This is a genomic window from Glycomyces endophyticus, assembly GCF_039531525.1.
GTDB lineage: Bacteria > Actinomycetota > Actinomycetes > Mycobacteriales > Micromonosporaceae > Glycomyces > Glycomyces endophyticus.
Genome location: NZ_BAAAQF010000008.1, coordinates 26,523 through 52,816, shown reverse-complemented (window position 1 = coordinate 52,816; position 26,294 = coordinate 26,523). Strand labels below are relative to the sequence as shown.

Genomic DNA, 26,294 nt, shown 5'->3' with positions numbered 1-26,294 from the left:
ACATCATGCGGCATCTGGAGTGCTTCCTCGCGGTCGGTGAAGAACGTCACTTCGGGCGGGCCGCCGAGCGGCTCGGCATGGAGCAGCCGCCGCTGAGCCAGCGCATCCGGCGGCTGGAGAAGGAGCTCGACGCGGAGCTGTTCGACCGCGGCGGCGGGCAGGTCGCGCTCACCCCCGCGGGCCACGTGCTCATGCGCGAGGCCCCGGAGCTCCTGCGGCGGCACCAGCGGATGCGCAGCCTGGTGAGACGCGCCGCCGAGGCCGACCCGGAGCGGCCGCCGCGCCCCTGGACCTCGATCTACTAGCGCCTGATCCGGAGGACGGGCTCTAGCCGAGCGCGTCGGTCAGCGCGAGCGCGGCGCGGCTCATCGCGAGCTCGACTTCGCGGTGGTTGCCGCGCGTGGGCTGGGCGAACACCGCGAGCGCGTGCCGGCGCCCGTCCGGCCACTCCCAGACGGCGACCTCGTTGAGCCAGCCCGGCAGCGAGCCGGACCGGCCGTGGACCTCGACCTCGCTGGGGGCGAGCCGCGAGAGGCGGCCGCCGGTGAGCTGGCGGCGCATCCAGGTGCGCAGATCGTCGGCGACGGCCGCGGGGCCGTTCCAGACGTGACGCAGGAACGCGGTGAGGTCGGCGGGGGTGGACACGTTGGTGCGCCGGGGGTCCCAGGCGCTGGTGGCGCGCAGCTCGTCGGTGGTGACCGAGCCGCTGTCGAGGACGTGCGCGAGCGCCTCGATGTCGGCGATCCCGAGGTCCTTGGCGACGTCCTCCAGAATGGTCCGCGGCGACCCGATGAGGCGGGTGCCCTTGAGCCCCAGCCGGTCCGGGAGCGACCGGAGCGACCCGAGCCCGATGTGCCGGGCGACGAGGTCGGCCGCGGAGTTGTCGGAGACCTCCATCATGAGCGCGGCGAGGTCCCAGACGCTGATCTGCGCGTCGTACAGGAACCCTGCGGTCCCGGTCCCGCCGAGCCGGTCGGCGGCGGTGACCCGCACGGTCGCGGCCGGGTCGATCAGGCCGTCGGCGACCTGGCGGCGGAACTCCCACGCGATGAAGAGCTTCACGACGGACACGAGGATCACCGGCTCCTCCTCCCCCGCCCCGAGCCCGCGGCCGTCGGCGAGGTCCCTGATGTGCACGTGGGCCCGGGCCCCGAGCGGCGCGAAGAACTCCTCGATCACCGCTCGGCCCACCCGGTGAGGCGCACGACGGCGTCGGCGACCTCGACCGCGGTCAGGTCGTCGGGGGTGTCGGTTCGTGTCAACAGGCGTCCTTCCGTCGGCTGACACGGTACCGGCCGCGGGCGCGGGCCGCCAGCGGGTGCGGACCGCGGGTCCGGCGCCGGGCGGCGCCCGGTTCTAGAATCGGCCTCATGGAGGACGAGGGCCCGCTGCTGCGGGAGGTGTACCCGGACCTCGTCGAGGAGCTGGTGCGGCTCCTGGAGGGCGAGGGCGAGCGGTACCTGTCTATCACCGTGCGGGACCTGCGGATCGTGGCCGAGTGCGGGTGCCGCGACGACTACTGCCAGAGCGTGCGCACGGCGCCGCACCCGGCGGGGCAGCCGTACGGGCCGGGGCACCGGAACGTGCTGCTCGACCCCGACGAGGGGATGCTCGTCCTGGACGTGCTGGACGAGCGGATCGTCTACGTCGAGATCCTGTTCCGGCCCCCGATGGCCCGCCGGGACGTCAGCCGGCCGTAGCGGGCTCGATCGCCCACAGCGGCTCAGCGTCCCCGCTCTCGGGCGCGGCGTTGGCGACCGCGAGCGCGAAGTCCTGGCGCAGGCCGCCGGTGGGGGCCGCGCCGGGCGCGTGCTGGGTGACCGAGACACCGCGGACGCGGAGCGTGTAGACGCCGGCCTCGGGCGCGGCGACGGTGATCTGCTGGACGTTGTTGGTGACGCGGGTGACGGGGTTGCCGTCCCAGTTGAGGACCTCCCCGAAGGGCGTCTCCAGCTGGAGGTACAGCTCGTTGACGAGCCCGCCGAGGCCTTCGAGGGAGGGCGCGTCGGTCCACACGAGGGTGGCCTTGAGCGGGCCGCCGGGGTCGGCGGCGCGGAGGCGGAAGGCGCGGATCTCGCCGGTGGCGACGGCGTGTGCGGGGGCGTCGGCGAAGCCGATGCGCTCCTCGGGGCCGACGGCCCGGGCGACGTCGACGCGGCCGAAGCCGGCGACGTGGTTGGGTCCGGCGGGGACCTCGCCGGCGTACTGGCCGGGGAGCGGGACGGCGCCGTTGACCAGGAGCGCCTTGAGGAGTGCGCCGGAGGGGCGACGGCCGTCCTCCAGGTGGCCGGCCGCGGCGAGGCGCTGGCGCACGAGCGCGGCGGCGCCCGCGACGAGCGGCGTGGCCATGCTGGTGCCGCCGCTCCAGCAGTACCGGTCGCGCAGCGGGTGGTCCTCGGGCAGGCGGCCCCAGAGGGGTTCGCCGTCGCCGTCGTAGACGGAGGTGAGCATGGAGAGGACGTTGGTGCCGGGGGCGACGACGTCGGGCTTGATGCGGAGGTCGTCGGTGGGCCCGCGGGAGGAGAAGGCGGCCATGCCGTCGATGTTGTCGGAGACGTGCCCGGCGGCGCCGAGCTTGGGGTAGCTCGACCAGTCGCTCCAGTGCCGGTCGAGGCCGGGCGCGGGGTCGGAGCCCGCGGGGCGGTCGTTCTCGCTGGCGCCCACGGTGAGGCAGTTCTTGGCGGTGCCGGGCGAGCCCATGGAGTCGCGGTCGATCTGGCCGTCGGCGTCGGCGTCCTCGCCGTCGTTGCCGGCGGCGAAGAGGACGAGCATGTCGGGGTGGTTCCAGGTGAAGTCGTCCACGGAGCGGGCGTTCTGGCTGTACTCGCCCGCGAGGGGCGCGCCCCAGGAGTTGGTGTGGACGCGCGCGCCGGCCTCGTAGGCCTCGTCGAAGAGCGCGGCGATGTCGCCGGGGATGCCGTACAGCCCGGACTCCGGAGGGGGCCAGGGGAACGTGAAGGGCTGGAGCCCGGCCGCGGCGAGCTCGCCGCGGGTCTTCCAGCGGATGCGCTGGGCGATGGCCTGGAAGAACACCTGCGCGCCGGGCGCGATGCCGGTGGGCACGGGCCCGGCTCCGGCGAGGCGGGCGGCCTCGCCGTTGCCGAGGACGGAGCCGGTGACGTGGGTGCCGTGCCCGGACTCGATGTCGGCGGGGCCGTCGTCGTGGGCGGGCGGGTCGTTCGTGAAGGGCGCCAGCACGTGCCGGGTGGGCCAGGAGGTGATCCCGGCGATGCGGCCGCGCACGTCGGGGTGGACGGTCTCGGGGTCGCCGTTGTCGAGGCCGGAGTCGCAGACGGCGACGATCTGGCCCTCGCCGGTGAGGGCGAGCCCGGCGAAGCGCCGGTCCTCGGGGACGCCCATGACGGCGGCGGCGCGGTCGTTGCTGGTCTGGGAGAACGCGTAGGGGACGATCGCCTGCACGCCTTGGAGGTCGGCGAGGTCGGCGATGACGCTGCGCGGCAGGGAGGCGACGACCGAGGCGGGCAGCGCGGTGAGGACGGTGCCGCCGGAGCGGCGGATGCGGGCCGCGAGCGCGGCGGTGTCCTCGCCGGGGAAGACGGAGACCTCGACCATCTGGAGGGCGTCGTCGGCGAACACGCCGGGGTCGACGGCGGCGAGGTACTCGGCGTCGAGGTGGCGGCGGGGCCGGTGGTGGAGCTTCGGGGAGACCTTCATGGCGGGCCGGTAGGGGGTGACCTCCTCGACGCGCGGGAGGTCCCGGATCGCCTGCACGCGTTCGGGGAGCGCCCCGACGAGGAGCGTGAATCCGGAGAGGCTGCCGTGGATCTCGGCCCCCGCGGCCGAGAGCTCGTCGAGCCAGTCCGCGGTGGGCGGGCCGATGAGCTTGACGAGCCAGTAGGCGGTGCGGCCGGGCTCGGGTTCGAGGGCGACGCTCTCCTGCGCGGTGAGCGCGGCGGCGAACTCGAAGCTCGCGCCCGCGGTCTGCACGGGCTGCTCGGGGAGCGGCGCGGTCTCGACGCCGCGGTCGGCGAGGTCGCGGGCCTGCCGGGCGGTGGTGGAGACGAGCAGGGAGTCGGGGTACTCGGCGAGCACTTCGGCGCCGGTGTCGCGCACGGCGTCGCGGTCGTCGGGGGTGCGCAGGGTGACGAGGAGCTTCGGCATGGGTGTCTTCTTCCGGGAGGGGGGTGTGCGCCGGTGGGCCGTCTTCTCAGGCTACGCGGGTTGCGTGACGGCTTCGGTGCGCAACGTATCCGCCGAACGGCTGAAAGCCGCGCTCGCGGGGAGGAACCGCTCGGTGCACAGCAGGATCAGCCCGCCCGCGAGGGCGGCGGCGGCGAGCGCGGCCCACAGCTGCCAGGTCCCGGCGTCGAGGAGGAGGCCGAGGAGCATCGGCGCGAGGGTCCGGCACAGCGACCACGACAGCTGGTAGACGGAGAGGTAGCGGCCGCGGAGGTGGTCGCGGGCGGCCTGGACCGAGAGGCTCTGCGCGGGGGCGGAGTGGATGAGCTCCCCCGCGGTGTAGACGACGGCGACGGCGAGGACGGCGACGACGCCCCCGCCGAGCGCGGGCAGGAATGCGAAGGCCGCGAAGGAGACCGCGAAGACGACGGTGCCGAGGGCCGCGCCGCGGGCGCGGCGGGCGCGGGCCATGGCGCGGGCCACGGGCACGCCGAGGACGGCCACGAGGGCGGTGTTGGCGGCGAACACGGCGCCCGCGAGCGCGTCGGGGAGGCCGGCGTCCCGGGTGAGGAACACCGGCAGGGCGATGGCCTGCGCGGTGTAGCCGAAGGCGATGAGGAAGTTCGCGGCGGTGAGGGCGAGGTAGGGCCGGTCGGCGAGCACGTCGCGGTAGCCTCCCGCGGCCTCGGCGGCGGGCGCGGCTCGGCGCGTGACGGGGAGGGTCGCGACGATGAGGGCCGCGGCGGCGCAGGCGGCGGCGAGGAGGGCCGCGGCCGCGAGGAACCCGGCGCCTCCGGCGGTGCCGCCGAGGGCGAGCATCCCGGCGGCGGCGACGCTGCCGAACCCCATGCCGCCGTTGCGGAGGCTGCGGTCCCAGGCGAGGAGGCGGTCGCGTTCGGGGCCTTCGGCCATGTCGCCGATGAGGGACTGCTGGCTCGGCGGGGCGGCCCACATGGCGACGGCGACGAGGAGGGCCACGGCCAGGAACGCGGGATAGGCGTGGGCGAGCGGGTAGAGCGCGAAGCCGACGGCGCGCAGAGCGAGCGCGCCGGCGTAGACGCGCTTGCCGCCCCAGCGGTCGATGAGGGAGCCGACGACGGGCATGGAGGCGAGCGCGCCGAGTCCGGCGAGGGTGAGGCCGGCGCCGATCGCGGTGAGGGACTGGCCGGTGAGGGCGTGCACGAAGAGCATGGTGAGGGGCACGTAGACGCCCTGGCCGAGCGCGTCGGCGAAGCTCGCGGCGATGAAGCGGCGGCGGGCGGCGTCAGGAGAGGTCGAGCGCACCGCGGCCCCGCTTGAGTTCGGCGAAGGCGCGCTGCCCGGCGAGGGTGCGGAGCGCTTCGAAGAGGGGGGCGGCGTCGGGGCCCGCGGGGATCGCGGAGAGGACGGGGCCGAAGAACGCGGCGCCGTCGATCGCGATGACGGGGGTGCCGGCCTCCTCGCCGACGGCGGCCTGGCTCTCGGCGTGGGCGGCGCGGAGGAGGTCGTCGTAGGCGTCGGTGGACGCGGCGGCGGCCAGGCCCGCGGGCAGGCCGGTCTCGGCGAGGGCGGCGGCGATGACGGCCGGGTAGTCCTTGTCGCCGCCGGGGTGGATGCGGGTGCCGAGGGCGGTGTAGAGGCCGCGGAGGACGCCGGGGCCGTGCTCGTGCGCGGCGGCGGCGCAGACGCGGGCGGGGCCCCAGGCGCGGTCGTTGAACTCGCGGTACCAGGGCTCGAGGTCGCGGCCCTCGTTGAGGACGGACAGGCTCATGAGCTTGAAGCGGAGGTCGATCGGGGTCTCCTTCTCCACTTCCAGGAGCCAGCGCGAGGTGATCCAGGCGAAGGGACAGGCGGGGTCGAAGTAGCAGTCGACGACCGGCCTCGGTGAATTATCTTCCATGGAAGACATAATATCTTCCATGGAAGCTAGAATGCAAGCCATGCGGAACGAGAACGAGAACGAGAACGAGAACGTGGGCGTGGGCGTGGACGACGACGTCGCCGGCATGGTCGGCCAGTGGCGGCGCGAGCGCCCGGACCTGGACGCCTCCCCGATGCTCGTGGTGGGCCGGCTGTTCCGGCTCGCCGACGGGTTCGACCGGCGGCTGCGCCCGCCCTTCGCCGCGGCCGGTCTCGGCAACGGCGACTTCGACGTGCTGGCGGCGCTGCGCCGCGCGGGCGATCCGTACTCGCTCTCGGCGGGCGAGCTGAGCCGCACCGTGCTGGTGACGACCGGGGCGATCACCAAGCGCGTCGACCGGCTCGAAGCGAAGGGCCTCGTCGCCAGGGAGGTCGCCGACGAGGACGCGCGCGGGCGCCGGATCACGCTCACACCCGAAGGGGTCGCGCTCACCGACCGGCTCATGGGCGAGCACCTCGCGAACCAGGCGCGGCTCCTGGAGGCCCTCACCGCCGAGGAGCGGGACACGCTCGCCGAGCTCCTCGCCAGGATCGCCGCCGACACCGAGTGAAGGGGCGCTGCGCCGATCCGACGATGCGGTAGTACATCACATGTCACACGGCACGGCTTCCAATCGCGCCCGCGCCGTTCAAGCCGCGAGCAGCCGCTCGGCCAGGGTTCGCAGCTCCTCGCGGAGCGCCTCCGGTTCCTCCACGGTGAACGGCAGGTCGAGCGAGGCGGCGAACAGCGCGAGGTCGCGCAGCGAATCGCTCCCGGTCTCCCACAGGCACTCCCGCGGCCCGGCGGGCTCGATGAGGCCGCTGCCGGGCGGCAGCCGGTCGGCCGCGGTCTCGGCGGGGACGTGCAGGCGGAGGCGGGCCGGGTGCCGCCACGCGGTCCGGCCGAGCCCGCGCAGGACGTGCGCGACGGCCGCCTCCGGCGGGTCCTTCGGGGTGAACCGCGGGCCGTTCGGAGTGCGCGGCCGCACCCGGTCGGCCCGGAACGTGCGCCAGTCCCCGCGGTCCACGTCCCAGGCCAGCAGGTACCAGCGGCGTCCGGTGTAGACCAGGCGGTGCGGCTCGGCGCGCCGCCGCGACTCCTCCCCCGCCCGGTCGAGGTAGTCGAAGCGCAGCTGCTCGCAGCGGTGCGCGGCCTCGGCGATCGCGGTGAGGACCCCGGCGTCCACCGACGGCCCCGACGCCGCCGCGGACACGGTCGCCGACCGCAGCACGTCGATGCGGCGGCGCAGCCGCGAAGGCATCGTCTGCTCCAGCTTCGCCAGGGCCCGCAGCGAGGTCTCCTCGATCCCCGAGACCGAGCCCGAGGCGGCCGCGCGCAGCCCGACCGCGACCGCCACGGCCTCCTCGTCGTCCAGGAGCAGCGGCGGCACCGCGCTCCCCGCCTCGAGGCGGTACCCGCCGGCCGCGCCGGTGGTCGAGGCGACCCGGTACCCGAGCCGCCGGAGCTTGTCGACGTCGGTGCGCACGGTCCGGGTGCTCACGTCGAGCCGCTCGGCCAGCGCCGCGCCTGACCAGTCGCGGTGGGCCTGAAGGAGGGCGAGGAGGCGCAGCAGTCGCGCGGAGGTCTCGAGCATCTTCGAATCCTCTCACACATTGCGGAAGATAGTCTTCCGCAATGGTCCGTAACGTGGGCTGCAACGACAACGAAGGAGCACGACATGCTGCGAGGGTTCGCCACCGTCACCTATTTCGCCGAGGACCTGGACGCCGCCAAGGCCTGGTACGCCGAGCTGCTCGGCATCGAGGCGTACTTCGAGGTCCCGGGCGGGTACGCGGAGTTCCGCGTCGGCGACTACGGGCACGAGCTGGGCCTGATCAAGGGCTCATGGGCGCCGCACGACATGGCGGCCGCGCCGGGCGGCGCGATCGCCTACTGGCACGTCGACGACCTCGACGCCGCGATCGCGCGCCTGACCGCGATGGGCGCGAAGGAGCACGAGCCGAAGACCGTGCGCGGGGACGGGTTCATCACCGCCTCGTTCGCCGACCCGTTCGGGAACGTCCTCGGCGTCATGTTCAACCAGCACTACCTCGACGTGCTCGGGGCGCAGCGGTGACCCCGCTGGAGTTCGCGGACGCCGCGGCCTGGGAGGACTGGCTGGCGCGCCGGCACGGGTCCGAGACGGAGGCGTGGCTGCGGATCGGCAAGCGCCGCAGCGCACTCGCGCTGATCCGGATCGAGGACGCCCTCGACGCGGCGCTGTGCTTCGGATGGATCGACGGTCAGCGCAAGGCGCTGGACGGCGACTCGTTCCTCCAGCGGTACTCGCCGCGCCGGGCCGCGAGCCCGTGGTCGCAGGTGAACCGCGCCAAGGCGGAGGCGCTCGTCGCGGCGGGGCGGATGCGCCCGGCCGGGGCGGCGCGGATCGCGGAGGCGCGGGCCGACGGGCGCTGGGACGCGGCGTACGAGCCGCAGTCGACCGCGGCGGTCCCGGCGGAGCTCACCGCGGCGATCGCCGGGACGGACGCGGAGGCAGTGTTCGCGGCCCTCGCCCGGAGCGAGCGGTACACGCTCATGCTGCCGCTGCTCCAGGCCCGCACGCCGGCCTCGCGCGAGCGCGTCGCGGCCCGGATCGCCGCGTCCCTCCGGCCGGGCGAGGGGGCGCGTCCCGCGGCCTGAGCGCGAGCCGCGATGATGGCCGGGTTCGCAGAGGAGGAACCCCATGGACCGATCGGGCCCGGCCAAGCCGCAGACCACCATCTTCACCGTCATGTCCGCGCTCGCGCAGCGGCACGGCGCGGTGAACCTCGGGCAGGGGTTCCCCGACGAGTCGGGGCCCGAGCACGTCATCGAGGCGGCGGTGGCGGCGATGCGCGAGGGCCGCAACCAGTACCCGCCGATGCCGGGCGTCCTCGAACTGCGTCAGGCGATCGCGGCCCACCAGCGCGACTGGTACGGGCTCGACCCGAGCGTCGAGGAGGGGGTCGTGGTGACCGCGGGCGCGACGGAGGCGATCGCGGCCTCGATGCTCGCGTTCGTGCGCCCGGGCGACGAGGTGATCGCGATGGAGCCGTTCTACGACTCCTACAAGGCGGCCGTGGAGCTGGCGGGCGGGACGATCGTGCCGTGGCGGCTGGAGGCCCCGGCGTTCCGCCCCGACCTCGACCGGCTCGCCTCGCTCGTCACCGGCCGCACCCGGATGCTGCTGCTGAACACCCCGCACAACCCGACCGGCACGGTCCTGGACCGGGCCGAGCTGGAGGCGGTCGCGCGCGTCGCGATCGAGCGGGACCTGCTGGTGGTCACCGACGAGGTGTACGAGCACCTGGTGTTCGAAGGCCGCCACGAGCCGATCGCCGGGCTCCCGGGGATGTGGGACCGGACGGTGTCGATCGGGTCGGCCGGGAAGACGTTCTCGGTGACCGGCTGGAAGATCGGCTGGGCTACCGGCCCGGCGGCGCTGGTCGACCGGGTCAAGGGCGTCAAGCAGTACCTGACGTTCGCCTCGGGCACGCCGTTCCAGTACGGGATCGCCGCCGCGCTCGCCTCCGGCCGGGAGTACTTCGAGTCGTACCTCGCCGGGTACGCCGAGCGGCGCGAGCTGCTGGCGGCGGGTCTGGCCGGGCTCGGGTTCACCGTCTACGAGCCGCAGGGCACGTACTTCATCACCACCAGCGCCGCCCCGCTCGGATACGAGGACGGGATGGCGTTCTGCCTGGAGCTGCCCGAGCGCTGCGGCGTCGTCGCGGTCCCCACCCAGGTGTTCTACGCGGACCCCGAGCCGAGGCCGGAGGTCCGCTTCACCTTCTGCAAGCCCCTCGCCGTCCTGGAGGAGGGCTTGGAGCGGCTGCGCAAGGGTCTCTAGATCAGGGTCGAGAGGATCACGAAGAACACCACGAACAGGATGATGACGGCCGCGCCGGTCACCAGGACCGCCGGCTCCTGCGTCAGGGGCCGCTTCGCCGCCTGCTGCTGGTAGGCCTGCTGCGGCTGCGGCGCGGGCTGGTAGTTCGTCTGCGGCGGCAGCATCTGCGGGGCCTGGACCGGCGGCGGCGCCTGCACGGGCGGGCGCGGGGCCGACATGTGCCCGGCGGGCGAGACGGGCCCGCCGGAGGTCGGCCGGGTCATCGGCTGCTGGTCGGTCGGGGCCGGGCCGGAGGCGGCGCGGACCGCGCCCTCGACCACGACGGTCTCGGGCTGCTCGAACGTCTGCGGCGGCACGCCCAGCTTGGAGTGGATGAGCTGGGAGATCATCGGGATGCGCGAGGAGCCGCCGACGAGGAAGATGCCGACGAGGTCGGCCGGGTTCATGCGCGCGGAGCTGATGGCCCGCTGGAGGCAGTCCACGGTCCGCTCCAGCGGCGGGCGGGCGATGTCCTCGAACTCGGCGCGCGTCAGGTGCGCGTCGACCTCGAGCGCGGGCAGGTGGATGTCGGCGCTCGCGGTGCGCGAGAGCGTCTCCTTGGCGCCGCGGACGTCCTCGTAGAGCATGCGGCGGTAGCGGCGGTCGCGGTCGTCGGCGGGCGTGAGGAGCCGCTGCCAGTCGGCCGGGTGGGACGCGCCGTAGGTCTTGCCGAGGTGCTCGACGATGCCGTGGTCGAAGTCGAGGCCGCCGATGTCGCCGATGCCCTCTTCGGCGAGGACCTCGAAGCCGGTCTGGGTGCGGCGCACGACCGTCGCGTCGAAGGTGCCGCCGCCGAGGTCGTAGATCGCGAGGGAGCGCCCGGGCGGGACGGCGGTGCCGAGCACCGACGTGAAGTAGGAGGCCGCGGCGACCGGCTCGGGGATGAGCTGCGGGGTGGGGAGCCCGGCGAGGCGCGCGGAGTCGATCAGGATCGAGCGGCGGCGCTCGCCCCAGCGGGCGGGGTGGGTGAGGCGGACCTGGCCGGGCATCTGGCCGGCCTGGCGCTGCGCCTCGAGGGCCACCTGCTGGAGCACGTATGCGAAGACCTGGGGCACGGGGATCTCGGAGGTGCCGAGGAACAGCGAGCCGTCGTCGATGCGGCGCTTCGGGTTCGGCTCGAACCGCGAGGGGTCCATGCGGGCGTTGCGCTCGGCGTCGCGGCCGACGAGCATGCGGCCGTCGGAGTTGTAGTAGACCGCCGAGGGCAGGATCGGAGCACCGTCGAACAGCAGGGGGCGTACGCGTCCGTCGGCCGAACGCAGCACGGCGACGGTGTTCGAGGTTCCGAAGTCGATTCCAAGCACGTGCATGTGAGAACTCCTTGTCTGGTGCACACCTTACTGGGCGCGTCCACCCCCGATGCGACCCGTTCGGTGTTCACGCGTCGCTCACGCACCGTTCGCACCCGCTTCGCACCAGTCGCGAGCGGCATCTCACGTGCTCGCCCGCGCGGATCGGGGCCCGTGTTGTGTCACACTTCAAGGGGACGTCCGTGGCGGCGGCGACCGTACCGGGCCACACTTGGGGGTCCGCGTCGGACCGGCTGCGTCTGCGGACTGCGGTGCCGGGAAGGATCCGGCCGGGTCACGGCGTTGTACGAAGCGATGAACCCCGGATTCGGCGTGATCCGCGGGAACGCGCAGCACGGCTGGCTGACCGGCCTGGCTGCGTGGGTCAGGGCAAGTGCTCAAAGGAAGTGCAGGGGAACATGGGCGACAGAATGCTGAGGGGCTCCCGTCTCGGGGCCGTCAGCTACGAATCGGACCGCAACACGGAGCTGGCTCCCCGCCAGACCCGTGATTACGTGTGCCCGCAGGGCCACCGCTTCGAGGTGCCGTTCGCCGTGGAGGCAGAGATCCCGCTCACGTGGGAGTGCCGTCTCGACGGGACCACCGCGAAGCTCGTCGACGGCGAGGAGCCGGAGACGAAGAAGGTGAAGCCGCCGCGCACCCACTGGGACATGCTGCTGGAGCGCCGGTCGATGGAGGAGCTCGAGGAGATCCTCGACGAGCGGCTTCAGGAGATGCGCGCCCGCCGCGGCGAGCGCTGACGCCGCCGCGTCAGATCGCGAGACTCACGGACCCTGGTCGATCGACCGGGGTCCGTTGTCGTACTTCCGGGGCTCGTCGTCGGGGAAGTCCGCGTCGTAGACGCGCTCGTCGACGACCTCCCCGTCGATGACGTCGCCGCCGAAGCGCATCACCGGGGTCCGGGCGGCGATCCACCGGCCCAGGCCCCGGAAGACGAACCGGGTCGGCGGGAACAGCAGGAGCAGCCCGGCGAGGTCGGTGACGAAACCCGGGATGATCAGGCAGAACGCGCCCGCGAGCGCGTACCCGTTCGGCAGCTCTCGCGAGGGGTCGCCGCCGGAGTTGAGGTAGTCGCGGGCGGCCCGGAACGACTTCGCGCCTACGTACTGGACGAGCGCGATGCCGAGGAACGTCGTGCCGATGAAGATCATCAGCGTGTAGCCGATCCCGATGAGGTACACGAGCCCGAAGAAGGCGGCGGCCTCCGAGACGACCCACACCGCCAGCGCGGCCCTGAGTGCGAACGGGGCGCGCTTGGGTGCCGGTGTCGGCTGCTGGTGCGTCACTCTTCGATTCTGCCACGCGAGAAGCGCTGCCGCAGTTGCCGTGCGCGGTGGGCGAAGCCCCACCGGGTCACGTTCCAGAGGGCCTCGACTGTGATGGCGCCGCTCATCTTCGAGGCGCCGGCGCGGCGCTCGGTGAAGACGATCGGGACCTCGCGGATGGTGAAGCCCGCCTTGACCGCGCGCCAGGTGAGGTCGATCTGGAAGCAGTAGCCGACGGAGTTGACGGTGTCGAGCTGGAGCTTCTGGAGCGAGTCGAGGCGGTAGGCGCGGTATCCGGCCGTGACGTCCTGGACCTTCAGGCCGAGCATGGCGCGGGTGTAGATCCCGGCGCAGCGCGAGAGCGCGAGCCGGTGGAAGGCCCAGTTGCGGACCGATCCGCCGGGGATGTAGCGCGACCCGAGCGACAGGTCGGCGCCCTCGTCGATGGCGGCGAGGAGGCGGGGCAGGTCGGCCGGGTCGTGGGAGCCGTCGGCGTCCATCTCGACGACGATGCGGTAGCCGCGCTCGGCGGCCCAGGCGAAGGCGGCGAGGTAGGCCGCGCCGAGGCCCTGTTTCTCGGGCCGGTGGAGGACGCTGACGCGGTCGTGGGCGTCGGCGAGGGCGTCGGCGAGGTCGCCGGTGCCGTCGGGCGAGTTGTCGTCCACGATGAGCACGTCGATGCCGGGGCAGCCCTCCAGGGCCGCGGCGACGGCGGTCTCGATGTTGTCGCGCTCGTTGTAGGTGGGTATGGCCACAATGGCCGGACCGACATCGCTGCCGGGGACGTTCCGGTCCGGAGTTCGACTCATGTCGTCGGCTTTCTAGGTCTGGCTGCGGCGGTGCCGGATGTTGATGGCGATTGCGCAGGCCAGGGCCACCAGTGCCGCTCCGGTGAGGACCGCTTCAGGCAGGATACCCATTGCGGTGGCGGGAGTCGAGGCGTCGGAGAGCGTCAGATCCGATTGGATGACGGCGGCGGTGTTGAACTCGGTCGCCTGGGACACCGCTCCGGTGTGGTCGGTGAAGGCCGAGACGCCGACGGTGGAGGCCATGAGGCCGTCGCGGCCGTGCTCGATCGAGCGGATCTGCACCATCGCGAGCTGCTGCTGCGCCTCCTTCGTGTCGAAGGTGGCGTTGTTGGTCTGGACGACCATGAGCTGGGCGCCGGCCAGGACGGAGTCGCGGGTCTCGGCGTCGAAGGCGATCTCGAAGCAGATGAGCCCGGAGATGTCGGTGTCACCCACGGGGATGACGCCCTCTCCGGTGCCGGCGGCGAAGCCGGCGACGCTGTCGAGGCCCTCGGCCATGCGCGGGTCGATCCACCCGGCGAGGGTGGAGAAGAAGTCCTTGTAGGGCACGTACTCGGCGAAGGGCACCGGGTGGCGCTTGGCGTACATGTACACCGGGCCGTCCTCGGGGTCCCACACGATGCTCATGTTGGAGACGGTGCCGTCGTCGTTGTGGACGATGCCGCCGAGGACGATCGGCGCGCCGATGGCGGCCGCGGCGAGGCTGATCTCGTCGTACGCGTCCTGGTTCTCGATCGGGTCGATGTCGGAGGCGTTCTCGGGCCAGACGACGAGGTCGGGGCGCTCGGCGCGGCCCTCGTTCACGGCGTCGGCGAGGTCGAGCGTGGCCTGCACGTGGTTGTCGAGCACGGCGCGGCGCTGCTCGTTGAAGCCCAGGCCCAGGCGGGGGACGTTGCCCTGGACGACGGCGACGTTGACGGTGTCGCCGGCGGGCGCGGTCGAGCCGGTCGGGAGCGCGAGCGGGGCGATCGTGGCAACGGCGGCGGCCGCGGTGAAGGCGGCGGCCTTGCGGAGCCCGGCGAGCCGCCGGGTGGCGACCGCGTAGCCCGCAGCGAGGAGGAACCCGCCGGAGAGCGCGACGACGAAGCTGAGCAGGGGCGCGCCGCCGAGCCAGGCGGCGGCCGCGGTGGGCGCGTCGGCCTGCGAGAAGGCGAGGCGGGCCCAGGGGAAGCCGCCGAAGGGCTGGCGGTCGCGCAGGGCCTCCTGGGCGACCCAGGCGACGCCGGTGAGCGGGGCCCAGGTCCAGCGGTGGAGGTCGATCAGGCGCGAGCAGACGGCGAGGCCGGCGCCGAGGACGCCGGTGCCGAGCGCTTCGAGCGCGGAGAGGAACAGCCAGGGCCACTGGCCGACCTGCGTCGAGGACCAGGCCAGGAGCGGCAGGAAGAACGCCATGCCGTAGACGAAGCCGATGCCGAGGCCGCCGCGCATGCGGCGGCGGTGGACGGCCGCGCCGAACCCGGCGACGGAGACGGCCGCGAGGGGCCAGGCGCCGTAGGGCGGGAACGCGAGGACGGCGAGCAGGCCGGAGGCGACGGCGAGGACGAGCGCGGCGGGGAGGCTGAGGCGGCGGCCCAGCGGCGAGGCGACGAGGAGCGCGAGGCGGCGGTGCGGCTTCGGCGCGGGGTCGTCCCCGGCCGGGGGCGCGTCGCGGTCGTCGTCGATCACGGTGCTCAAGTAGGGCGCTCCTCGCTCGTGCGCTGGCCGGGACCCACGCGCCGCGAGGACTCCTCGCGGACCGGTGGGGGCTCTAAGCGTACTGCGGGGACGGCAAAGGGGCGCAGCTGTGTCCGGCTGCGCCCCTCGCACGGGTTTCTCCCAGTCCCTGTACGGCCGGTGTCCCCTGCCGCGTTCACTGGTGATCTTCGGACCAACTCGCACCCGTCTGGCTGAGCGTCTACGAGCTGTTGTCTAGGGATCACCTGCATCCGCCGCGGGTCCACCACCGGCGACCGGCCCGCCTTCCTCCGCCGACCCCCGCGATCTGGACCTGGCCGCCGGTGACAGTGCGGCCGCGCTGCCACCTTGTCCAGTCTGCGTGGGAGCAAAGCAAGTCGAGTCGCCCCCGACGTTCGGCGGGCCACCGTTTCAGGTCTTCCGCCGAGGACCAGACCACCGTAAGCCAAACAGCGCCGAGGGCGTCGACCGGGTCGGAATTTTGGCCCAGCAATTTTTCTCGCGTCAGTGCCGCCGCGCGCGCAGGGCCAGGTCAGGCACGCGTGTGCACGCGCGTCCCGGCGGCCACTGTGAGATTGCACGTCGGGTCGGGGACTGAGGGATCACTCAAGTCGGGGAGGCGGCCCGCGGTGAGGTCCCACACTGTGAAATTGGCGCGGGTGTTCGGCACGAGCGACCCGGCGTCGTCGATCCCCAGGGCCCTCCAGCCGCCCCTGGTGGCCGCCGTGAAGGCCGCGGCCATCGGGAGGCGGGACACGGGGTTCCGGTGGCGCACGGCGGCCCTCACGCCGCCCCACGGGTCCAGTGCGGTCACCGGTGAGTCCGATCCGAAGGCGAGCGGCACGCCGACGCCCGCGAGCCGGGAGAACGGGTTGGCCGCCAGCGCGCGCTCGCGGCCGAGCCGGGCCGCGTACATCCCGGCGGGCCCGCCCCAGGCGGCGTCGAACGCGGGCTGGACGGAGGCGTGCACGCCGTGGTGGACCATGCGGGCGATGAGCGGCGCGTCGAGGAGTTCGGCGTGCTCGATGCGGTGCCGGGCGTGCCGGATCGCGTCGAGGCCGAGTTCGCGCTCGACGGCGTCGAGGCCGGCGAGGACGTTGGCGACGGCCCCGTCGCCGATGGCGTGGAAGGCGGCGGGCAGGCCGGCGCGGTGGGCGGATCGCAGGTGCGCGGCGACGTCGTCGGCGGTCAGGTATTCGGCGCCGAGGGTGTCCTCGTCGGCGTAGGGGGTGCGCAGGTACGCGGTGCGGGCGCCGAGGGAGCCGTCGGCGGAGAGGTCGCCGCCGGCGCCGTGGGCGCCGAGGTCGCGGGCCTTCTCGGCGGCGCCGAGCTCGCCCCACCAGCCGTAGACGGCGGGGTTGCCGGGTTCGCGGCCGAGGGCGACGAGGCCGGAGAACTCGGCCTCGGTGAGCGGGTCGGCGTCGTTGGGGATCGCCATCTCGGCGAGCGCGGCGATGCCGAGGCCCGCGGCGTGGGCGAGGCCGGCCCGGGCGGCGTCGAGGCGCTGGGAGACGGGGACGGCGGCGTTGACGGTGGCGCGCGCGGCCCGGTGGGCGGCGCGGGTGAGGAGCCCGGACGGGTCGTGGCCGTCGAGGGCGGCGAGCTCGGGGTGCTCGGCGAGGAGGCGGGGGCCGGCGACACCGATGTGGCCGCAGGTGCGCGAGAGGTACGCGAGGCGGCCTCCGGCGGCGTTGCCGAGGGACTCGGCGTCCGGGGGCGCGGCGTCGTCCCAGGCGGTCTCGTCCCAGCCGTGGGCGAGGACGATCGCGTCGGCCGGGAGCGCGGCCGCGTACGCGGCGACGCGGTCGAGCACGGCGGCCGCGGAGGGCAGCCCGGCGAGGTGGAGGCCGGTGAGCGAGGCCCCGGTGCCGGTGAGGTGGACGTGGGAGTCCACGAACGCCGGGGTCACCAGGGCCCCTTCGAGGTCGACGGTGGCGTCGGCGGCGGGCGCGTCGGTGTCGTCGCCGATCCAGGCGATCCTGTCGCCGTCGGTGAGCAGGGCGGTCGCGGCCGGATGGGTCGGGCTCACGACCCGCCCGCCGCGCCAGAGTGTGCGTTCGCGACGGGCGGTCCGCTCGGTGTTCTCGAGGAGGCTCATGCCTCCAATGATGTCAGTCGGCCGGGTGCAGGACGCGGTGGAGGAAGGTGCGCGCCCGCTCGGTCTTGGGGTCCGTGAGGACTTCGGCGGGCGGTCCCTGCTCGACGATGACGCCGCCGTCGAGGAACAGGACCCGGTCGGCGACCTCGCGGGCGAAGGCCATCTCGTGGGTGACCACGAGCATCGTCATACCTTCGGCGGCGAGGCCCTTCATGACCGCCAGGACCTCGCCGACGATCTCGGGGTCGAGGGCGCTGGTGGGCTCGTCGAAGAGCATGAGCCGGGGCTTGACGGCGAGGGCGCGGGCGATGGCGACGCGCTGCTGCTGCCCGCCGGACAGCTGCGCGGGCTTGGCCCGCTCCTTGCCTTCGATGCCGACCTGGGCGAGGAGGCGCCGGGCCTCGGCGACCGCCTCGGCCTTGGGGAGCTTGCACACGCGCTGCTGCGGGACGACGAGGTTGTCGAGGATCGTCATGTGGCTGAACAGGTTGAAGTGCTGGAACACCATGCCGATGTCGCGGCGGGCGAGGTCGAGGTCGGCGTCGGGGCCGGTCATGTCGTGGCCGGCGGCGGTGATGGCGCCCTCGGTGGGCTCCTCCAGGAGGTTGACGCAGCGCAGGAGCGTGGACTTGCCGGACCCGGAGGGCCCGATGAGGCACACGACCTCGCCTTCGGCGATCTCCAGGTCGATGCCGCGCAGGACCTCGTTGTCGCCGAAGCGCTTGCGGAGTCCGCTGATCCGGACGATCGGGTCGGTCATCGCTGGTCCTCCCGGTTCTCGAGGCGGCGGGCGAGCAGGCCCAGGGGGATCGTCAGGAGCAGGTAGAGCAGGCCGCCGACGAGCAGCGGGGTGGCGTTGGCGGTGTCGGTGAGCTCGTTGCGGGCGAACTTCGACAGCTCCATCGTGGATGCCGTGACGCCGAGGACGAAGACGAGCGAGGAGTCCTTGGTGAGCATGACGAGCTCGTTCGTCAGCGGGGGCACGACGATCCGCAGCGCCTGCGGGAGGACCACGGTGACCATGGTGCGGGTGTGGCTCATGCCGAGGGAGCGGGAGGCCTCGACCTGGCCCTTGGGGACGGCCTGGATGCCGGCGCGCACGCTCTCGGCGATGTACGCCGAGGAGGTGAGGCCGAGGCCGATGGCGACCTGGCCGTAGACGCCGCCGGGGTACTGGATGCCCGGGAACGCCTGGGGGACGCCGAAGCCGACGAGGAACAGCACGAGGAGCGCGGGCAGGCCGCGGAAGACCTCGACGTACGCGGTCGCGAACCAGCGGTAGGGGGCGAAGGTCGAGACGCGCATGAGCGCGATCGGGACGCCGACGACCATGCCGAAGACGAACGCGAGGACCGTGTAGACGATCGTGTTCCAGAACGGGATCCACACGGCCGGGAACATGTCGGCCGCGATGTCGAACTGGAGGAAGGACTGGGCGATCCGGTCCCAGTCGGCGACGGCGGCGAGCAGGGCGACGACGACGGCGATGACGGCGTACTGGACGCCGCGCACCAGTCGCCGCCGCCGCCGCGCCGTCATGCGGCCGCGGGCGGGCGCGGCTTCGGAGGCGGTGTCCACTACTGGTCGAGGTTCCCGGTGTAGGGCTCGCCGATCCACTGCTCGTACAGCTCGGCGTAGGTGCCGTCGGCGAAGATCTCGTCGAGCATGGCGTTGACCTCGTCAAGGAGCTCGGTGTCGTCCTTCTGGACGGCGAAGCCGTAGTGCTCGGCGGTCTCGATGGTCTGCACGAGCGCGAGGTCGGTCGCGGTCTCGATCATCTCGTTCCAGGTGGCGAGGTCGGCGATGGACGCCTGGACGCTCCCGGCGGTGAGCGCGGAGGCGATGTCGCCCATGGACTCGAAGGCGACGACCTCGTAGCCGTACTGCTCGGCGTTGTCGTTGGCGTAGGCCTCGCCGGTGGAGCCGGACTGGACGGCGACCTGGAGGCCGTCGAGGTCGTCCAGGGTCGCGACGTCCGAGCCGGCCGGCACCACGAGCGCCTGGTCGGCGCGGTAGTAGGCCTGGGACATGCCCATGGCGGCCTGGCGCTCCTCGGTGATGGAGAGCCCGGCGGCGGCGATGTCGCAGGTGCCGGCGTTCAGGGCCTCGCCCGAGGAGATCGAGTCGAAGCTGATCTCGACGACCTCGACGGACTGGTCGAGGCGCTCGGCCAGCAGGTTCATGAGGTCGATGTCGAAGCCGGCGTACTCGCCGTCCTCGGAGAACTCGAAGGGCTCGAACGGCACGTTCGTGCACACGGTCAGCGTGGAGTCGTCCTCGGCTCCGGACGAGCAGGCGGCAGCGGCGAGCCCGGTCCCGATCAGGGCCAGGGCGGCCGCGGCGCGGCGGGTGTAGATGTTCACCTGAAGGCTCCTCATAGTTTGCGTTCGCGCTGATCTTTCCGGCCGGACCCTCCCATACTTGTGCCACCTGGGCCGTAATGTGGCAGGTTTCGCAGTTCGGGCCGGTCGATCGCCGATCACGCGCGGTGTCGCCTCCGCGTGAGAGAGTGGTCCGATGCTGATGCTCATCGACGCCGCGTCCCTGTGGTACCGCGCCTACTACGGGCTCCCCTCCTCGATCAAGGCGCCCGACGGGCGGCGCTCGGGCGCGGTGCGCGGCTTCTTCGACGGCCTCGCGGTCCTCTCCAAGCGCTTCTCCCCCACCGGCGTGGTCTGCTGCCTGGAGGGGAACTGGCGCCCGCAGTGGCGCCTGGACCTCATGCCGGGTTACAAGGCCGACCGGGCGCTCGCCGACGGCGGCGAGGACACGCCCGAGGGCCTCGACGACCAGGTGGCGGCCATCGAAGCGCTCCTGCCTGCGCTCGGGGTGGCGACGGCGGCGCACCCCGACTACGAGGCCGACGACGTGATCGCGACGCTCGCCTCCCGCACCGCCGAGCCGGCTCTGGTCGTCACCGGCGACCGCGACCTGTTCCAGCTCGTCGACGACGAGCGCGACCGCAAGGTCGTGTACCTCGCGAAGGGCATCTCGAAGGCGGAGCTGTTCGACGGCGAGGCGGTGGCGACGAAGTTCGGCGTCGGCCCCGGCCACTACGTCGACTTCGCGGTCCTGCGCGGCGACCCCTCCGACGGCCTCCCCGGCGTCAAGGGCATCGGCGCGAAGACCGCCGTGTCCCTGGTGAACGCCTACGGCGGCATCGCGGGCCTCAAGGCCGCCGCCGCCGACCCCGCCTCGGACCTCCCCGCCCGCCAGCGCGCCTCGATCACCGATGCCGCGGACTACCTCGACCGCGCCGTGAAGACCTCCACGGTCGCCGCCGACGTCGACGTCCCCGTCGTCGACGCCGCGATCCCGACCGCGTGGAAGGACCCCGCGTCCGTCGAGGCGCTCGCGGAGGAGTGGAACGTCGGCTCGGCGATCAAGCGCTTCCAGGAGGCGATCGCGCCCGTCGCGGGCTGAGGCGGGCCGCTACTCCCAGACGGTCGCGGCGGCCGCGAACTCCGCGGGGTCGGAGTGGACCGGGATGACGCACACGAGGTGCCCGCCCGGTGCGCGCAGGGTCCGGCAGTCGAGCCAGCGCGAGAGCTCCACGGCACCGAGCGCGACGAGGCGCGCGGTCTCGGCGTCGAGGTCGTCGGTCTCCATGTCGAGGTGGAGCCGCGGCTCGCCGTCGATGCGCTGCACGGCCGTCACCAGGCCGGCGATCCCGCCGGGCAGGCTCGTGAACTGCGGCTCGCCGGGGACGGGCGCGGCCGGCACGCCGAGGGCCCCCGACCAGAACGCGGCGGCCGCGTCGGCGTCGGGCGTGTCGATGAGGATCGTGGAGACGCGGCTGCGGTGCACGGCGGGGTCCCTTCCGGCGCAGTGCGGCCCGGCCGCACGGGCGGCCGGGCCGGGGGCGGGCTAGACGTCGGCGACGACGCCGCGGCGGATCGCGTCGACCGCTTCGAAGGCGGCGTCGGCGAGCTTGTTCGAGGACTCGGTGCCGAGGAAGCGGGCGGCCGTGCCCATCTGGTGCAGCAGGTCGGCGGTGCGGCGGGCCCAGCGGACGAAGTCGCCGCCGGGCATCGGCCAGGGGCCGTCGGCCGCGGCGAGGGCCTTCGACAGCTCCTCGCCCTTGGTCCAGCGGTAGATCGGCCAGGCCAGGCCCATCTGCGGGCGCGAGATCAGGGAGAGGCCGCGCTGGTTCTCGGAGCGGCGGATGGCCTCCCAGCGGCGCGTGGTCTTGGCGACGTGCTCGGTGATCTGGCCGGGGACGGCCACGAAGAACTCGTCCTCCTCGAAGCGGGACTCGTAGATCACGGTGGAGGCGACGGCGGCGAGCGCGGCCGGCTCCAGGCCCTCCCAGATGCCGTCGCGCAGGCACTGGGCGACGAGCAGGTCGGTCTCCACGAACAGGTTCCGCAGCAGCCGCCCGGACTCGGTGACGGTCTCGCCTTCGAGGTACCCGAACTCGGTGAGGACCTCGCGCACGGCCGTGAACTGGCGGGCGAGGGAGTGCTCGCGGCGCTCGGAGCGGTGCCGCAGCGTCTCCTCCTCGCGCTTGAGGCGCGACCAGCGGGACGCGTGGACCGTGTGCTGCCCGGCGTCGGGGCAGGTGCGGCACGGGTGGTGCTTGACCTCCTCGCGCAGGCGCGCGATCTCGGGAGTCTCGGCGGCGCCGCCGCGGCGGGTCGGGCGGGACCGGTCCCGGGTGGCCTCGCGCAGGCTGGAAGCGAGGTCGTTGCGGGACTTGGGGTCACGGCGGTCGAAGCGCTTGGGCATGCGGAGCTTGGCGACGACTTCGAGGCCGCCGTCGAACACCGCGGTCTCCACGGTGCCGGCCCAGCCGTCGGCGGTGAGCACGGCCCAGCGGGGGTCGTGGTGGCGCGAGCCGCCGGTGGGCCGCAGGAACACGGCCCAGCCGGTGTGCTTGCCGCGGGAGATCCAGACGACGTCGCCGCCGCGGAGCTCCTCCAGGTTGGTCCGGGCCTCGTCGCGCAGGGCGCCCCTGCGGCGCTTCTGGTTGGTGCGCTCGGCCTGCGAGAGCTGGTGCGTCAGTTCGAAGTAGGCGAGGAAGTCGCCCTTGTGGCACTCGGCGCCCTTGGCGGCGTCGGCAGCGCGGCGGCCGAGGGAGCGGGCCTGCTCGGCGATGTGGACGGCCTCGGAGTCCGATTGGAACTGTGCGAAGGAGGAGGCCAGGACCTCTTGGGCGCGTGCGACTCCGGCGGCGCCGATGAGGTTGACGGCCATGTTGTACGAGGGCGCGAACGAGGAGTTCAGCGGGTAGGTGCGCTTGGACGCCAGGCCCGCGAGCTCCTTGGGCCGCACGTCCTCGGCCCACACGGTGACCGCGTGGCCCTCGACGTCGATGCCGCGCCGCCCGGCGCGGCCGGTCAGCTGCGTGTACTGACCGGGGGTGAGCATGACGTGGTCGGAGCCGTCGTACTTGATGAGCCGCTCCAGGACCACCGACCGCGCGGGCATGTTGATGCCGAGCGCGAGCGTCTCGGTGGCGAACACGGCCTTGAGCATGCCGCGCTCGAAGAGCTTCTCGACGACCTCCTTGAACACCGGGAGGAGTCCGGCGTGGTGGGCGGCGATGCCGGCGGCGAGCCCGGCGAGCCACCGGTCGAAGCCGACGGCGTCGAGGTCGGCGGGGTCGATGTGGGCGACGGAGGCCGTGGCGTAGTCGACGATCTCGTCGCGCTCGCGCCCGTCGGTGAGCCGCAGGCCCGCGCGCACGCACTCGTCGACGGCGGCGTCGCAGCCGGCGCGCGAGAAGATGAAGTAGATCGCCGGGAGGAGGGCGGCCTGGTCGAGGCGGGAGACGACGCGGCCGCGGTCCACATGGGGCCGTCCGCGGCGGCGGCCGCCGCCGGAGCGCTCGCCGCGCTCGCGCATGCGGGCGTCCTTCTTGAGCAGCTCCTTGGAGACGAAGTCGCCGTCGGGCTCGAACAGGTCGAGCAGGGCGCCGCCGATCATCATGTGCTGCCACAGCGGGACCGGGCGGGTCTCGGAGACGACGACCTCGGTGGAGCCGCGGACGCTCTTGAGCCAGTCGCCGAACTCCTCGGCGTTGGAGACCGTCGCCGACAGCGAGACGACGCGGACCTCCTGCGGGAGTTCGATGATGATCTCCTCCCAGACGGCGCCGCGGAAGCGGTCGGCGAGGTAGTGCACCTCGTCCATGACCACGTACCGCAGTCCGTTGAGGGTGGGCGAGCCCGCGTAGATCATGTTGCGCAGGACCTCGGTCGTCATGATGACGATCGGGGCCTCGCCGTTGATGACGGTGTCGCCGGTCAGCAGTCCGACGTTCTCGGCGCCGTGGGCGTCGACGAGGTCGTTGTACTTCTGGTTCGACAGCGCCTTGATGGGCGTGGTGTAGAAGCACTTCCGGCCCTCGGCCAGCGCCAGGTGGACGGCGAACTCGCCGACGACGGTCTTGCCGGCGCCGGTCGGGGCGCAGACGAGCACGCCGTGGCCCGATTCGAGGACGCGGCAGGCCTCGACCTGGAAGTCGTCGAGTTCGAACGGGTAGTCTCCCGCGAAAGCCGCCAGCTCGGGCCACTGCCGGCGCGCCTGGGCGGCGGCGTGGCGTTCGGCCGGGGAGCGGTCGTCGGCGTAGTGCACGTCGGCGTTAACCATGGCCTCAACACTAGTCCAGCCGCGACGACGCTTGCGAGTCATAAATGCCCACGGGCCCGACAAGCGCATCCCGGCAACACGCTGGCGCACCCGGCTGTGACGACGCCTACACGGCCGGGTATCGTCCCGGATGTGCACCGTGATTCCTCACCAGGAGACGACGATGCGGGACGCGGAGGGGTCGACGCGGTCCTGTTCGACTTCCACGGCACCTTGGCGCAGCTCGAGCCGCTGACCAGATCGGTCGCACTGGCGGCCGAGGCCTGCGGGAGGCAGCTCTCACCGCTCTCGGTGACCGCCCTGGCCGACGCCATCGGCGCGCAGGGGTGGCTCGGTTCGGGCATGGAGCCCCGGGTGCGTCCCCACTTCGCGGAGGCGTGGGCCGACCGCGACCTCGACGAGGACGCCCACCGCGAGGCGTTCACCGAGCTCGCGGCGCAGGCGCACGGCGTGTTCGAGGGCCTCGCGGAGGCGCTGTACGACCGGCTCGCCTCCCCCGAGGGGTGGGTGGCGTTCGCCGACACGTTCTCGACGCTGGTGTCGCTGAAGGCGCAGGGGTTCCCGATCGCGCTGGTGTCCAACATCGGCTTCGACGCGCGCCCGATCCTGCGGCGCTTGGGCATCGACCGGTTCATCGACGCGTGGGTGCTGTCGTACGAGGTCGGCTACTGCAAGCCGGACGAGAAGATCTTCTACTCCGCGTGCCATGCGCTCGACGTGGAGCCGGGCCGGGTGCTCATGGTCGGCGACACGATGGCCGACGCGGGCGCGGCCCGGATCGGGGCGCGCTGCTACCTGGTGCCGCACGCCGAGGCGGGCCGGTCGGTGGGGCTGGACGCGGTGCTGCGGCTGGTCCGCGGCTGCTAGGTCCTGAAGACGCGGGAAGGGCCCCGATGCGGTGCATCGGGGCCCTTCCTTCAGCTCTGCCTTCGTCCCGACCGGACTCAGGTGATGTCGTCGTAGCCGTCGACGCGTCGGCCGAGGCGGTTGCGCCGCTCGTTCTCGGCCGGGTAGTCCTCGTCGTCGAGCCCGCTCGCGGCGATGGTGGACGCGGCGGCGACGTCATCGGAGGCGCCGATGTCGCTGGCCTCCTCGTCGTCCCACTGGTCCTCGTCGGTGATGCCCTTGCGCTTGTCGTTGAGATGGGCGACGACCAGGGCCATCCCGTAGAGGATGAGCATGCAGATCGCCAGCGCGGTCATGCCGAACGGGTCGGGGGTGGGGGTGAAGATCGCGGTGAAGATGAAGCTCACCACGACCACGATCCGCCACCAGCCGCGCATCCGCTTCGCGGTCACGATCCCCATGACGTTGAGCATCAGCATGATCAGCGGGAACTCGAAGCCGATCCCGAAGACCACCATCACCGTGAGGTAGAAGTTGATGTACTCCTCGAGGTTCAGCGCGATCGTGAACCCGGTGCCCTCTTGGAGCACCATGATGAACTGGATGCCGTGGCTGACCACGAAGTACGCGAGGAGCGCGCCGCCGAGGAACAGCGGCGCGGCGATCCCGATGAACATGTACGCGTACTTGCGCTCGTTGCGGTGCAGGCCGGGGGCGATGAACGCCCACAGCTGGTACAGCCAGATCGGGGAGGTCGCCACCAGGCCCATGTACAGCGAGACCTTGAGGTACAGGGCGATGTGCGAGGCCGGCGAGTTCAGCGTGAAGTTGCACAGCACCTGCTCGCTGTCCTCGACGTTCGCGCCCGAGGTGTTGCAGTAGGGCTGCGCGAGGAACTCGATGGCCTGCTTCGAGAAGATGAGGCCCAGCGCGGTGCCGATCAGGATGACCAGGACCGCGATCATCAGTCGCGACCGCAGGTCCATGAGGTGCTCCATGAGCGTCATGGAGCCGTCGGCGGCGCGCTGGAACTTGGTCTGGCGTCTGCCTCGGCGCCGCGGTGGTTCGTCCGCCATGTCGGTAACGGTCGTGTCCGGTTAGCGCGTCTGCTTGCGGTCGACCGACTCGCCGTCGATGACGGTCTCGTTGACCGGCTGCGGCGGCTCGAGCGGCTCGCGCGTGTGCTTCGGCTCGGCGCGGGTGTCGCCGTCCTCGTCCGGGTTGTTCCCGTCCTTCTTCATGGCCTCGGTCTCGGACTTGAGGATGCGCATGGAGCGACCCAGTCCGCGGGCCATGTCCGGGAGCTTCCGGGAGCCGAACACCAGCAGGATGACAACGACGAGAATGATGATGTGCCAGGGCTTCAGTGCACCCATTGTTCGGTCCCTCCGGATATAAGTCGGTGACGTAACCATCGTATGCCTCGGTGGAGGCTGCCGCCACGGAGCCTGAGACCGGGAACACCCCGGTGGTCACCGTTGGAAAGCGCGGCTACGACATCGTCGAGCCGGACAAGCATGACCGACGTTTGACACTTCCGTCAACACTGGAGCCTTCGGGATCGCTGATCTTTATCAGAATGTGGCGAGTGCGACTGTGCGGTGTCACTTCTCGGGCAGGGCCGCGGTCGTCCGCTGCACTTCCGCCAACGTCAGGTTCAAGCGTTCTTGCAGCTCCTGTGCCTGTTCCGCCCGTTCTTGGACGCGTTCGAGCCCGTATCCCAGTTGTTTCAGACCGCCGAGGAGGCGCAACGCCGCGACGGCGAGGAGCACCAGTCCGGCGAGTGCCAGCACGACCGATATCGCCCAGATCAT

27 protein-coding genes are annotated in these 26,294 nt (G+C 72.7%); 9 read left to right on the top strand and 18 right to left on the bottom strand.

What is annotated here, in order from left to right; genetic code table 11:
• Positions 1 to 5 precede the first annotated feature (5 nt).
• Positions 6 to 305, top strand: coding sequence for a LysR family transcriptional regulator (locus ABD419_RS12570; protein ID WP_344486911.1), 300 nt, complete (start codon positions 6 to 8; stop codon positions 303 to 305).
• A gap of 22 nt (positions 306 to 327) precedes the next feature.
• On the opposite strand, the gene ABD419_RS12565 is transcribed toward ABD419_RS12570, so the two are convergent.
• Positions 328 to 1,191, bottom strand: coding sequence for a serine hydrolase (locus ABD419_RS12565; protein WP_344486787.1), 864 nt, complete (start codon positions 1,189 to 1,191; stop codon positions 328 to 330).
• Between the two features lie 179 nt (positions 1,192 to 1,370).
• Between ABD419_RS12565 and ABD419_RS12560 the strand changes: the two genes are divergently transcribed.
• Entirely contained in the window at positions 1,371 to 1,700 is a 330-nt protein-coding gene (locus tag ABD419_RS12560) for a hypothetical protein (protein WP_344486784.1), read from the top strand.
• Here the strand turns inward: ABD419_RS12560 and ABD419_RS12555 are convergent.
• From ABD419_RS12555 to ABD419_RS12545, 3 genes are read right to left on the bottom strand one after another with little or no spacing between them, the layout of a single operon-like run.
• Positions 1,687 to 4,122 (bottom strand): S8 family serine peptidase, encoded by a 2,436-nt coding sequence (locus ABD419_RS12555; RefSeq protein ID WP_344486781.1) that lies wholly within the window; start codon positions 4,120 to 4,122, stop codon positions 1,687 to 1,689. The genes ABD419_RS12560 and ABD419_RS12555 overlap by 14 nt on opposite strands.
• A 51-nt stretch (positions 4,123 to 4,173) precedes the next feature.
• Positions 4,174 to 5,424, bottom strand: a complete 1,251-nt coding sequence (locus ABD419_RS12550; RefSeq protein WP_344486778.1) for an MFS transporter — start codon at positions 5,422 to 5,424, stop codon at positions 4,174 to 4,176.
• Positions 5,405 to 6,019 carry a mycothiol-dependent nitroreductase Rv2466c family protein gene (locus ABD419_RS12545; protein ID WP_344486775.1) on the bottom strand — a complete coding sequence of 205 codons (615 nt, stop codon included), beginning with the start codon at positions 6,017 to 6,019 and terminating at the stop codon, positions 5,405 to 5,407. Before ABD419_RS12545 ends, ABD419_RS12550 begins: the two co-directional genes overlap by 20 nt.
• Positions 6,020 to 6,059: 40 nt before the next feature.
• Between ABD419_RS12545 and ABD419_RS12540 the strand changes: the two genes are divergently transcribed.
• Positions 6,060 to 6,590 (top strand): MarR family winged helix-turn-helix transcriptional regulator, encoded by a 531-nt coding sequence (locus tag ABD419_RS12540; protein WP_344486772.1) that lies wholly within the window; start codon positions 6,060 to 6,062, stop codon positions 6,588 to 6,590.
• A gap of 78 nt (positions 6,591 to 6,668) precedes the next feature.
• On the opposite strand, the gene ABD419_RS12535 is transcribed toward ABD419_RS12540, so the two are convergent.
• Positions 6,669 to 7,613, bottom strand: coding sequence for a helix-turn-helix transcriptional regulator (locus tag ABD419_RS12535; protein ID WP_344486769.1), 945 nt, complete (start codon positions 7,611 to 7,613; stop codon positions 6,669 to 6,671).
• Positions 7,614 to 7,697: 84 nt separating this feature from the next.
• Here ABD419_RS12535 and ABD419_RS12530 point away from each other — a divergent pair, with 84 nt between their 5' ends.
• From ABD419_RS12530 to ABD419_RS12520, 3 genes are read left to right on the top strand one after another with little or no spacing between them, the layout of a single operon-like run.
• On the top strand, positions 7,698 to 8,096 hold the full coding sequence (locus tag ABD419_RS12530) for a VOC family protein (protein WP_344486767.1): 399 nt from the start codon (positions 7,698 to 7,700) through the stop codon (positions 8,094 to 8,096).
• Positions 8,093 to 8,659, top strand: a complete 567-nt coding sequence (locus ABD419_RS12525; protein WP_344486764.1) for a YdeI/OmpD-associated family protein — start codon at positions 8,093 to 8,095, stop codon at positions 8,657 to 8,659. The genes ABD419_RS12530 and ABD419_RS12525 overlap by 4 nt, the downstream gene beginning before the upstream one ends.
• A gap of 43 nt (positions 8,660 to 8,702) precedes the next feature.
• The gene (locus ABD419_RS12520; RefSeq protein ID WP_344486761.1) at positions 8,703 to 9,845 is read left to right on the top strand and encodes an aminotransferase class I/II-fold pyridoxal phosphate-dependent enzyme; all 1,143 of its coding nucleotides are present in this window, start codon (positions 8,703 to 8,705) and stop codon (positions 9,843 to 9,845) included.
• On the opposite strand, the gene ABD419_RS12515 is transcribed toward ABD419_RS12520, so the two are convergent.
• The gene (locus tag ABD419_RS12515) at positions 9,842 to 11,194 is read right to left on the bottom strand and encodes an Hsp70 family protein (protein ID WP_344486758.1); all 1,353 of its coding nucleotides are present in this window, start codon (positions 11,192 to 11,194) and stop codon (positions 9,842 to 9,844) included. The genes ABD419_RS12520 and ABD419_RS12515 overlap by 4 nt on opposite strands.
• A gap of 398 nt (positions 11,195 to 11,592) precedes the next feature.
• On the opposite strand from ABD419_RS12515, the gene ABD419_RS12510 reads away from it, so the two are divergent.
• Positions 11,593 to 11,934 carry an RNA polymerase-binding protein RbpA gene (locus ABD419_RS12510; RefSeq protein ID WP_091028371.1) on the top strand — a complete coding sequence of 114 codons (342 nt, stop codon included), beginning with the start codon at positions 11,593 to 11,595 and terminating at the stop codon, positions 11,932 to 11,934.
• Between the two features lie 24 nt (positions 11,935 to 11,958).
• Here ABD419_RS12510 and ABD419_RS12505 read toward each other — a convergent pair whose 3' ends face one another.
• The 7 genes from ABD419_RS12505 to ABD419_RS12475 all read right to left on the bottom strand — a co-directional run bounded on the left by ABD419_RS12505 (position 11,959) and on the right by ABD419_RS12475 (position 19,403).
• On the bottom strand, positions 11,959 to 12,480 hold the full coding sequence (locus ABD419_RS12505) for an FxsA family protein (RefSeq protein WP_344486748.1): 522 nt from the start codon (positions 12,478 to 12,480) through the stop codon (positions 11,959 to 11,961).
• Positions 12,477 to 13,268 (bottom strand): polyprenol monophosphomannose synthase, encoded by a 792-nt coding sequence (locus tag ABD419_RS12500; protein WP_344486745.1) that lies wholly within the window; start codon positions 13,266 to 13,268, stop codon positions 12,477 to 12,479. Before ABD419_RS12500 ends, ABD419_RS12505 begins: the two co-directional genes overlap by 4 nt.
• Before the next feature lie 12 nt (positions 13,269 to 13,280).
• The gene (lnt, locus tag ABD419_RS12495; protein WP_344486908.1) at positions 13,281 to 14,933 is read right to left on the bottom strand and encodes an apolipoprotein N-acyltransferase; all 1,653 of its coding nucleotides are present in this window, start codon (positions 14,931 to 14,933) and stop codon (positions 13,281 to 13,283) included.
• Between the two features lie 541 nt (positions 14,934 to 15,474).
• On the bottom strand, positions 15,475 to 17,040 hold the full coding sequence (locus ABD419_RS12490; protein WP_344486742.1) for an amidohydrolase: 1,566 nt from the start codon (positions 17,038 to 17,040) through the stop codon (positions 15,475 to 15,477).
• 13 nt (positions 17,041 to 17,053) lie between these two features.
• A complete protein-coding gene (locus ABD419_RS12485; protein ID WP_344486739.1) occupies positions 17,054 to 17,800 on the bottom strand; it encodes an amino acid ABC transporter ATP-binding protein in 747 nt (248 codons plus the stop codon).
• Positions 17,797 to 18,579, bottom strand: coding sequence for an amino acid ABC transporter permease (locus ABD419_RS12480; RefSeq protein ID WP_344486905.1), 783 nt, complete (start codon positions 18,577 to 18,579; stop codon positions 17,797 to 17,799). The genes ABD419_RS12485 and ABD419_RS12480 overlap by 4 nt, the downstream gene beginning before the upstream one ends.
• Positions 18,580 to 18,617: 38 nt before the next feature.
• On the bottom strand, positions 18,618 to 19,403 hold the full coding sequence (locus ABD419_RS12475) for a transporter substrate-binding domain-containing protein (RefSeq protein ID WP_344486736.1): 786 nt from the start codon (positions 19,401 to 19,403) through the stop codon (positions 18,618 to 18,620).
• 154 nt (positions 19,404 to 19,557) lie between these two features.
• Between ABD419_RS12475 and ABD419_RS12470 the strand changes: the two genes are divergently transcribed.
• On the top strand, positions 19,558 to 20,463 hold the full coding sequence (locus ABD419_RS12470) for a 5'-3' exonuclease (RefSeq protein ID WP_344486733.1): 906 nt from the start codon (positions 19,558 to 19,560) through the stop codon (positions 20,461 to 20,463).
• A 9-nt stretch (positions 20,464 to 20,472) separates the two neighbouring features.
• Here the strand turns inward: ABD419_RS12470 and ABD419_RS12465 are convergent, their stop codons facing one another.
• Together ABD419_RS12465 and ABD419_RS12460 are read right to left on the bottom strand one after the other, a co-directional pair.
• Positions 20,473 to 20,847 (bottom strand): VOC family protein, encoded by a 375-nt coding sequence (locus ABD419_RS12465; RefSeq protein WP_344486730.1) that lies wholly within the window; start codon positions 20,845 to 20,847, stop codon positions 20,473 to 20,475.
• Between the two features lie 60 nt (positions 20,848 to 20,907).
• Positions 20,908 to 23,634, bottom strand: a complete 2,727-nt coding sequence (locus tag ABD419_RS12460) for a DEAD/DEAH box helicase (RefSeq protein WP_344486727.1) — start codon at positions 23,632 to 23,634, stop codon at positions 20,908 to 20,910.
• A 132-nt stretch (positions 23,635 to 23,766) separates the two neighbouring features.
• On the opposite strand from ABD419_RS12460, the gene ABD419_RS12455 reads away from it, so the two are divergent.
• A complete protein-coding gene (locus ABD419_RS12455; protein WP_344486725.1) occupies positions 23,767 to 24,501 on the top strand; it encodes an HAD family hydrolase in 735 nt (244 codons plus the stop codon).
• A 77-nt stretch (positions 24,502 to 24,578) separates the two neighbouring features.
• Here the strand turns inward: ABD419_RS12455 and tatC are convergent, their stop codons facing one another.
• The 3 genes from tatC to ABD419_RS12440 form a co-directional block, all read right to left on the bottom strand.
• The gene (gene tatC / locus ABD419_RS12450) at positions 24,579 to 25,556 is read right to left on the bottom strand and encodes a twin-arginine translocase subunit TatC (protein ID WP_344486723.1); all 978 of its coding nucleotides are present in this window, start codon (positions 25,554 to 25,556) and stop codon (positions 24,579 to 24,581) included.
• Positions 25,557 to 25,577: 21 nt separating this feature from the next.
• Complete coding sequence (tatA, locus tag ABD419_RS12445) at positions 25,578 to 25,856, bottom strand: Sec-independent protein translocase subunit TatA (protein ID WP_344486720.1); 279 nt, start codon at positions 25,854 to 25,856, stop codon at positions 25,578 to 25,580.
• A 228-nt stretch (positions 25,857 to 26,084) separates the two neighbouring features.
• Positions 26,085 to 26,294 carry a hypothetical protein gene (locus tag ABD419_RS12440; protein ID WP_344486717.1) on the bottom strand — a complete coding sequence of 70 codons (210 nt, stop codon included), beginning with the start codon at positions 26,292 to 26,294 and terminating at the stop codon, positions 26,085 to 26,087.

What these genes read in the sequence shown, in the direction of transcription:
- ABD419_RS12570 (WP_344486911.1), top strand. Translation starts at nt 6, where the DNA reads ATGCGGCATCTGGAGTGCTTCCTCGCGGTCGGTGAAGAACGTCACTTC.
- ABD419_RS12470 (WP_344486733.1), top strand. Translation starts at nt 19,558, where the DNA reads ATGCTGATGCTCATCGACGCCGCGTCCCTGTGGTACCGCGCCTACTAC.
- ABD419_RS12510 (WP_091028371.1), top strand. Translation starts at nt 11,593, where the DNA reads ATGGGCGACAGAATGCTGAGGGGCTCCCGTCTCGGGGCCGTCAGCTAC.
- ABD419_RS12540 (WP_344486772.1), top strand. Translation starts at nt 6,060, where the DNA reads ATGCGGAACGAGAACGAGAACGAGAACGAGAACGTGGGCGTGGGCGTG.
- tatA (WP_344486720.1), bottom strand. Translation starts at nt 25,856, where the DNA reads ATGGGTGCACTGAAGCCCTGGCACATCATCATTCTCGTCGTTGTCATC.
- ABD419_RS12500 (WP_344486745.1), bottom strand. Translation starts at nt 13,268, where the DNA reads ATGAGTCGAACTCCGGACCGGAACGTCCCCGGCAGCGATGTCGGTCCG.
- ABD419_RS12560 (WP_344486784.1), top strand. Translation starts at nt 1,371, where the DNA reads ATGGAGGACGAGGGCCCGCTGCTGCGGGAGGTGTACCCGGACCTCGTC.
- tatC (WP_344486723.1), bottom strand. Translation starts at nt 25,556, where the DNA reads ATGGCGGACGAACCACCGCGGCGCCGAGGCAGACGCCAGACCAAGTTC.
- ABD419_RS12555 (WP_344486781.1), bottom strand. Translation starts at nt 4,122, where the DNA reads ATGCCGAAGCTCCTCGTCACCCTGCGCACCCCCGACGACCGCGACGCC.
- ABD419_RS12485 (WP_344486739.1), bottom strand. Translation starts at nt 17,800, where the DNA reads ATGACCGACCCGATCGTCCGGATCAGCGGACTCCGCAAGCGCTTCGGC.
- ABD419_RS12490 (WP_344486742.1), bottom strand. Translation starts at nt 17,040, where the DNA reads ATGAGCCTCCTCGAGAACACCGAGCGGACCGCCCGTCGCGAACGCACA.
- ABD419_RS12545 (WP_344486775.1), bottom strand. Translation starts at nt 6,019, where the DNA reads ATGGAAGATAATTCACCGAGGCCGGTCGTCGACTGCTACTTCGACCCC.
- ABD419_RS12535 (WP_344486769.1), bottom strand. Translation starts at nt 7,613, where the DNA reads ATGCTCGAGACCTCCGCGCGACTGCTGCGCCTCCTCGCCCTCCTTCAG.
- ABD419_RS12460 (WP_344486727.1), bottom strand. Translation starts at nt 23,634, where the DNA reads ATGGTTAACGCCGACGTGCACTACGCCGACGACCGCTCCCCGGCCGAA.
- ABD419_RS12530 (WP_344486767.1), top strand. Translation starts at nt 7,698, where the DNA reads ATGCTGCGAGGGTTCGCCACCGTCACCTATTTCGCCGAGGACCTGGAC.
- ABD419_RS12440 (WP_344486717.1), bottom strand. Translation starts at nt 26,294, where the DNA reads ATGATCTGGGCGATATCGGTCGTGCTGGCACTCGCCGGACTGGTGCTC.
- ABD419_RS12515 (WP_344486758.1), bottom strand. Translation starts at nt 11,194, where the DNA reads ATGCACGTGCTTGGAATCGACTTCGGAACCTCGAACACCGTCGCCGTG.
- ABD419_RS12520 (WP_344486761.1), top strand. Translation starts at nt 8,703, where the DNA reads ATGGACCGATCGGGCCCGGCCAAGCCGCAGACCACCATCTTCACCGTC.
- ABD419_RS12480 (WP_344486905.1), bottom strand. Translation starts at nt 18,579, where the DNA reads ATGACGGCGCGGCGGCGGCGGCGACTGGTGCGCGGCGTCCAGTACGCC.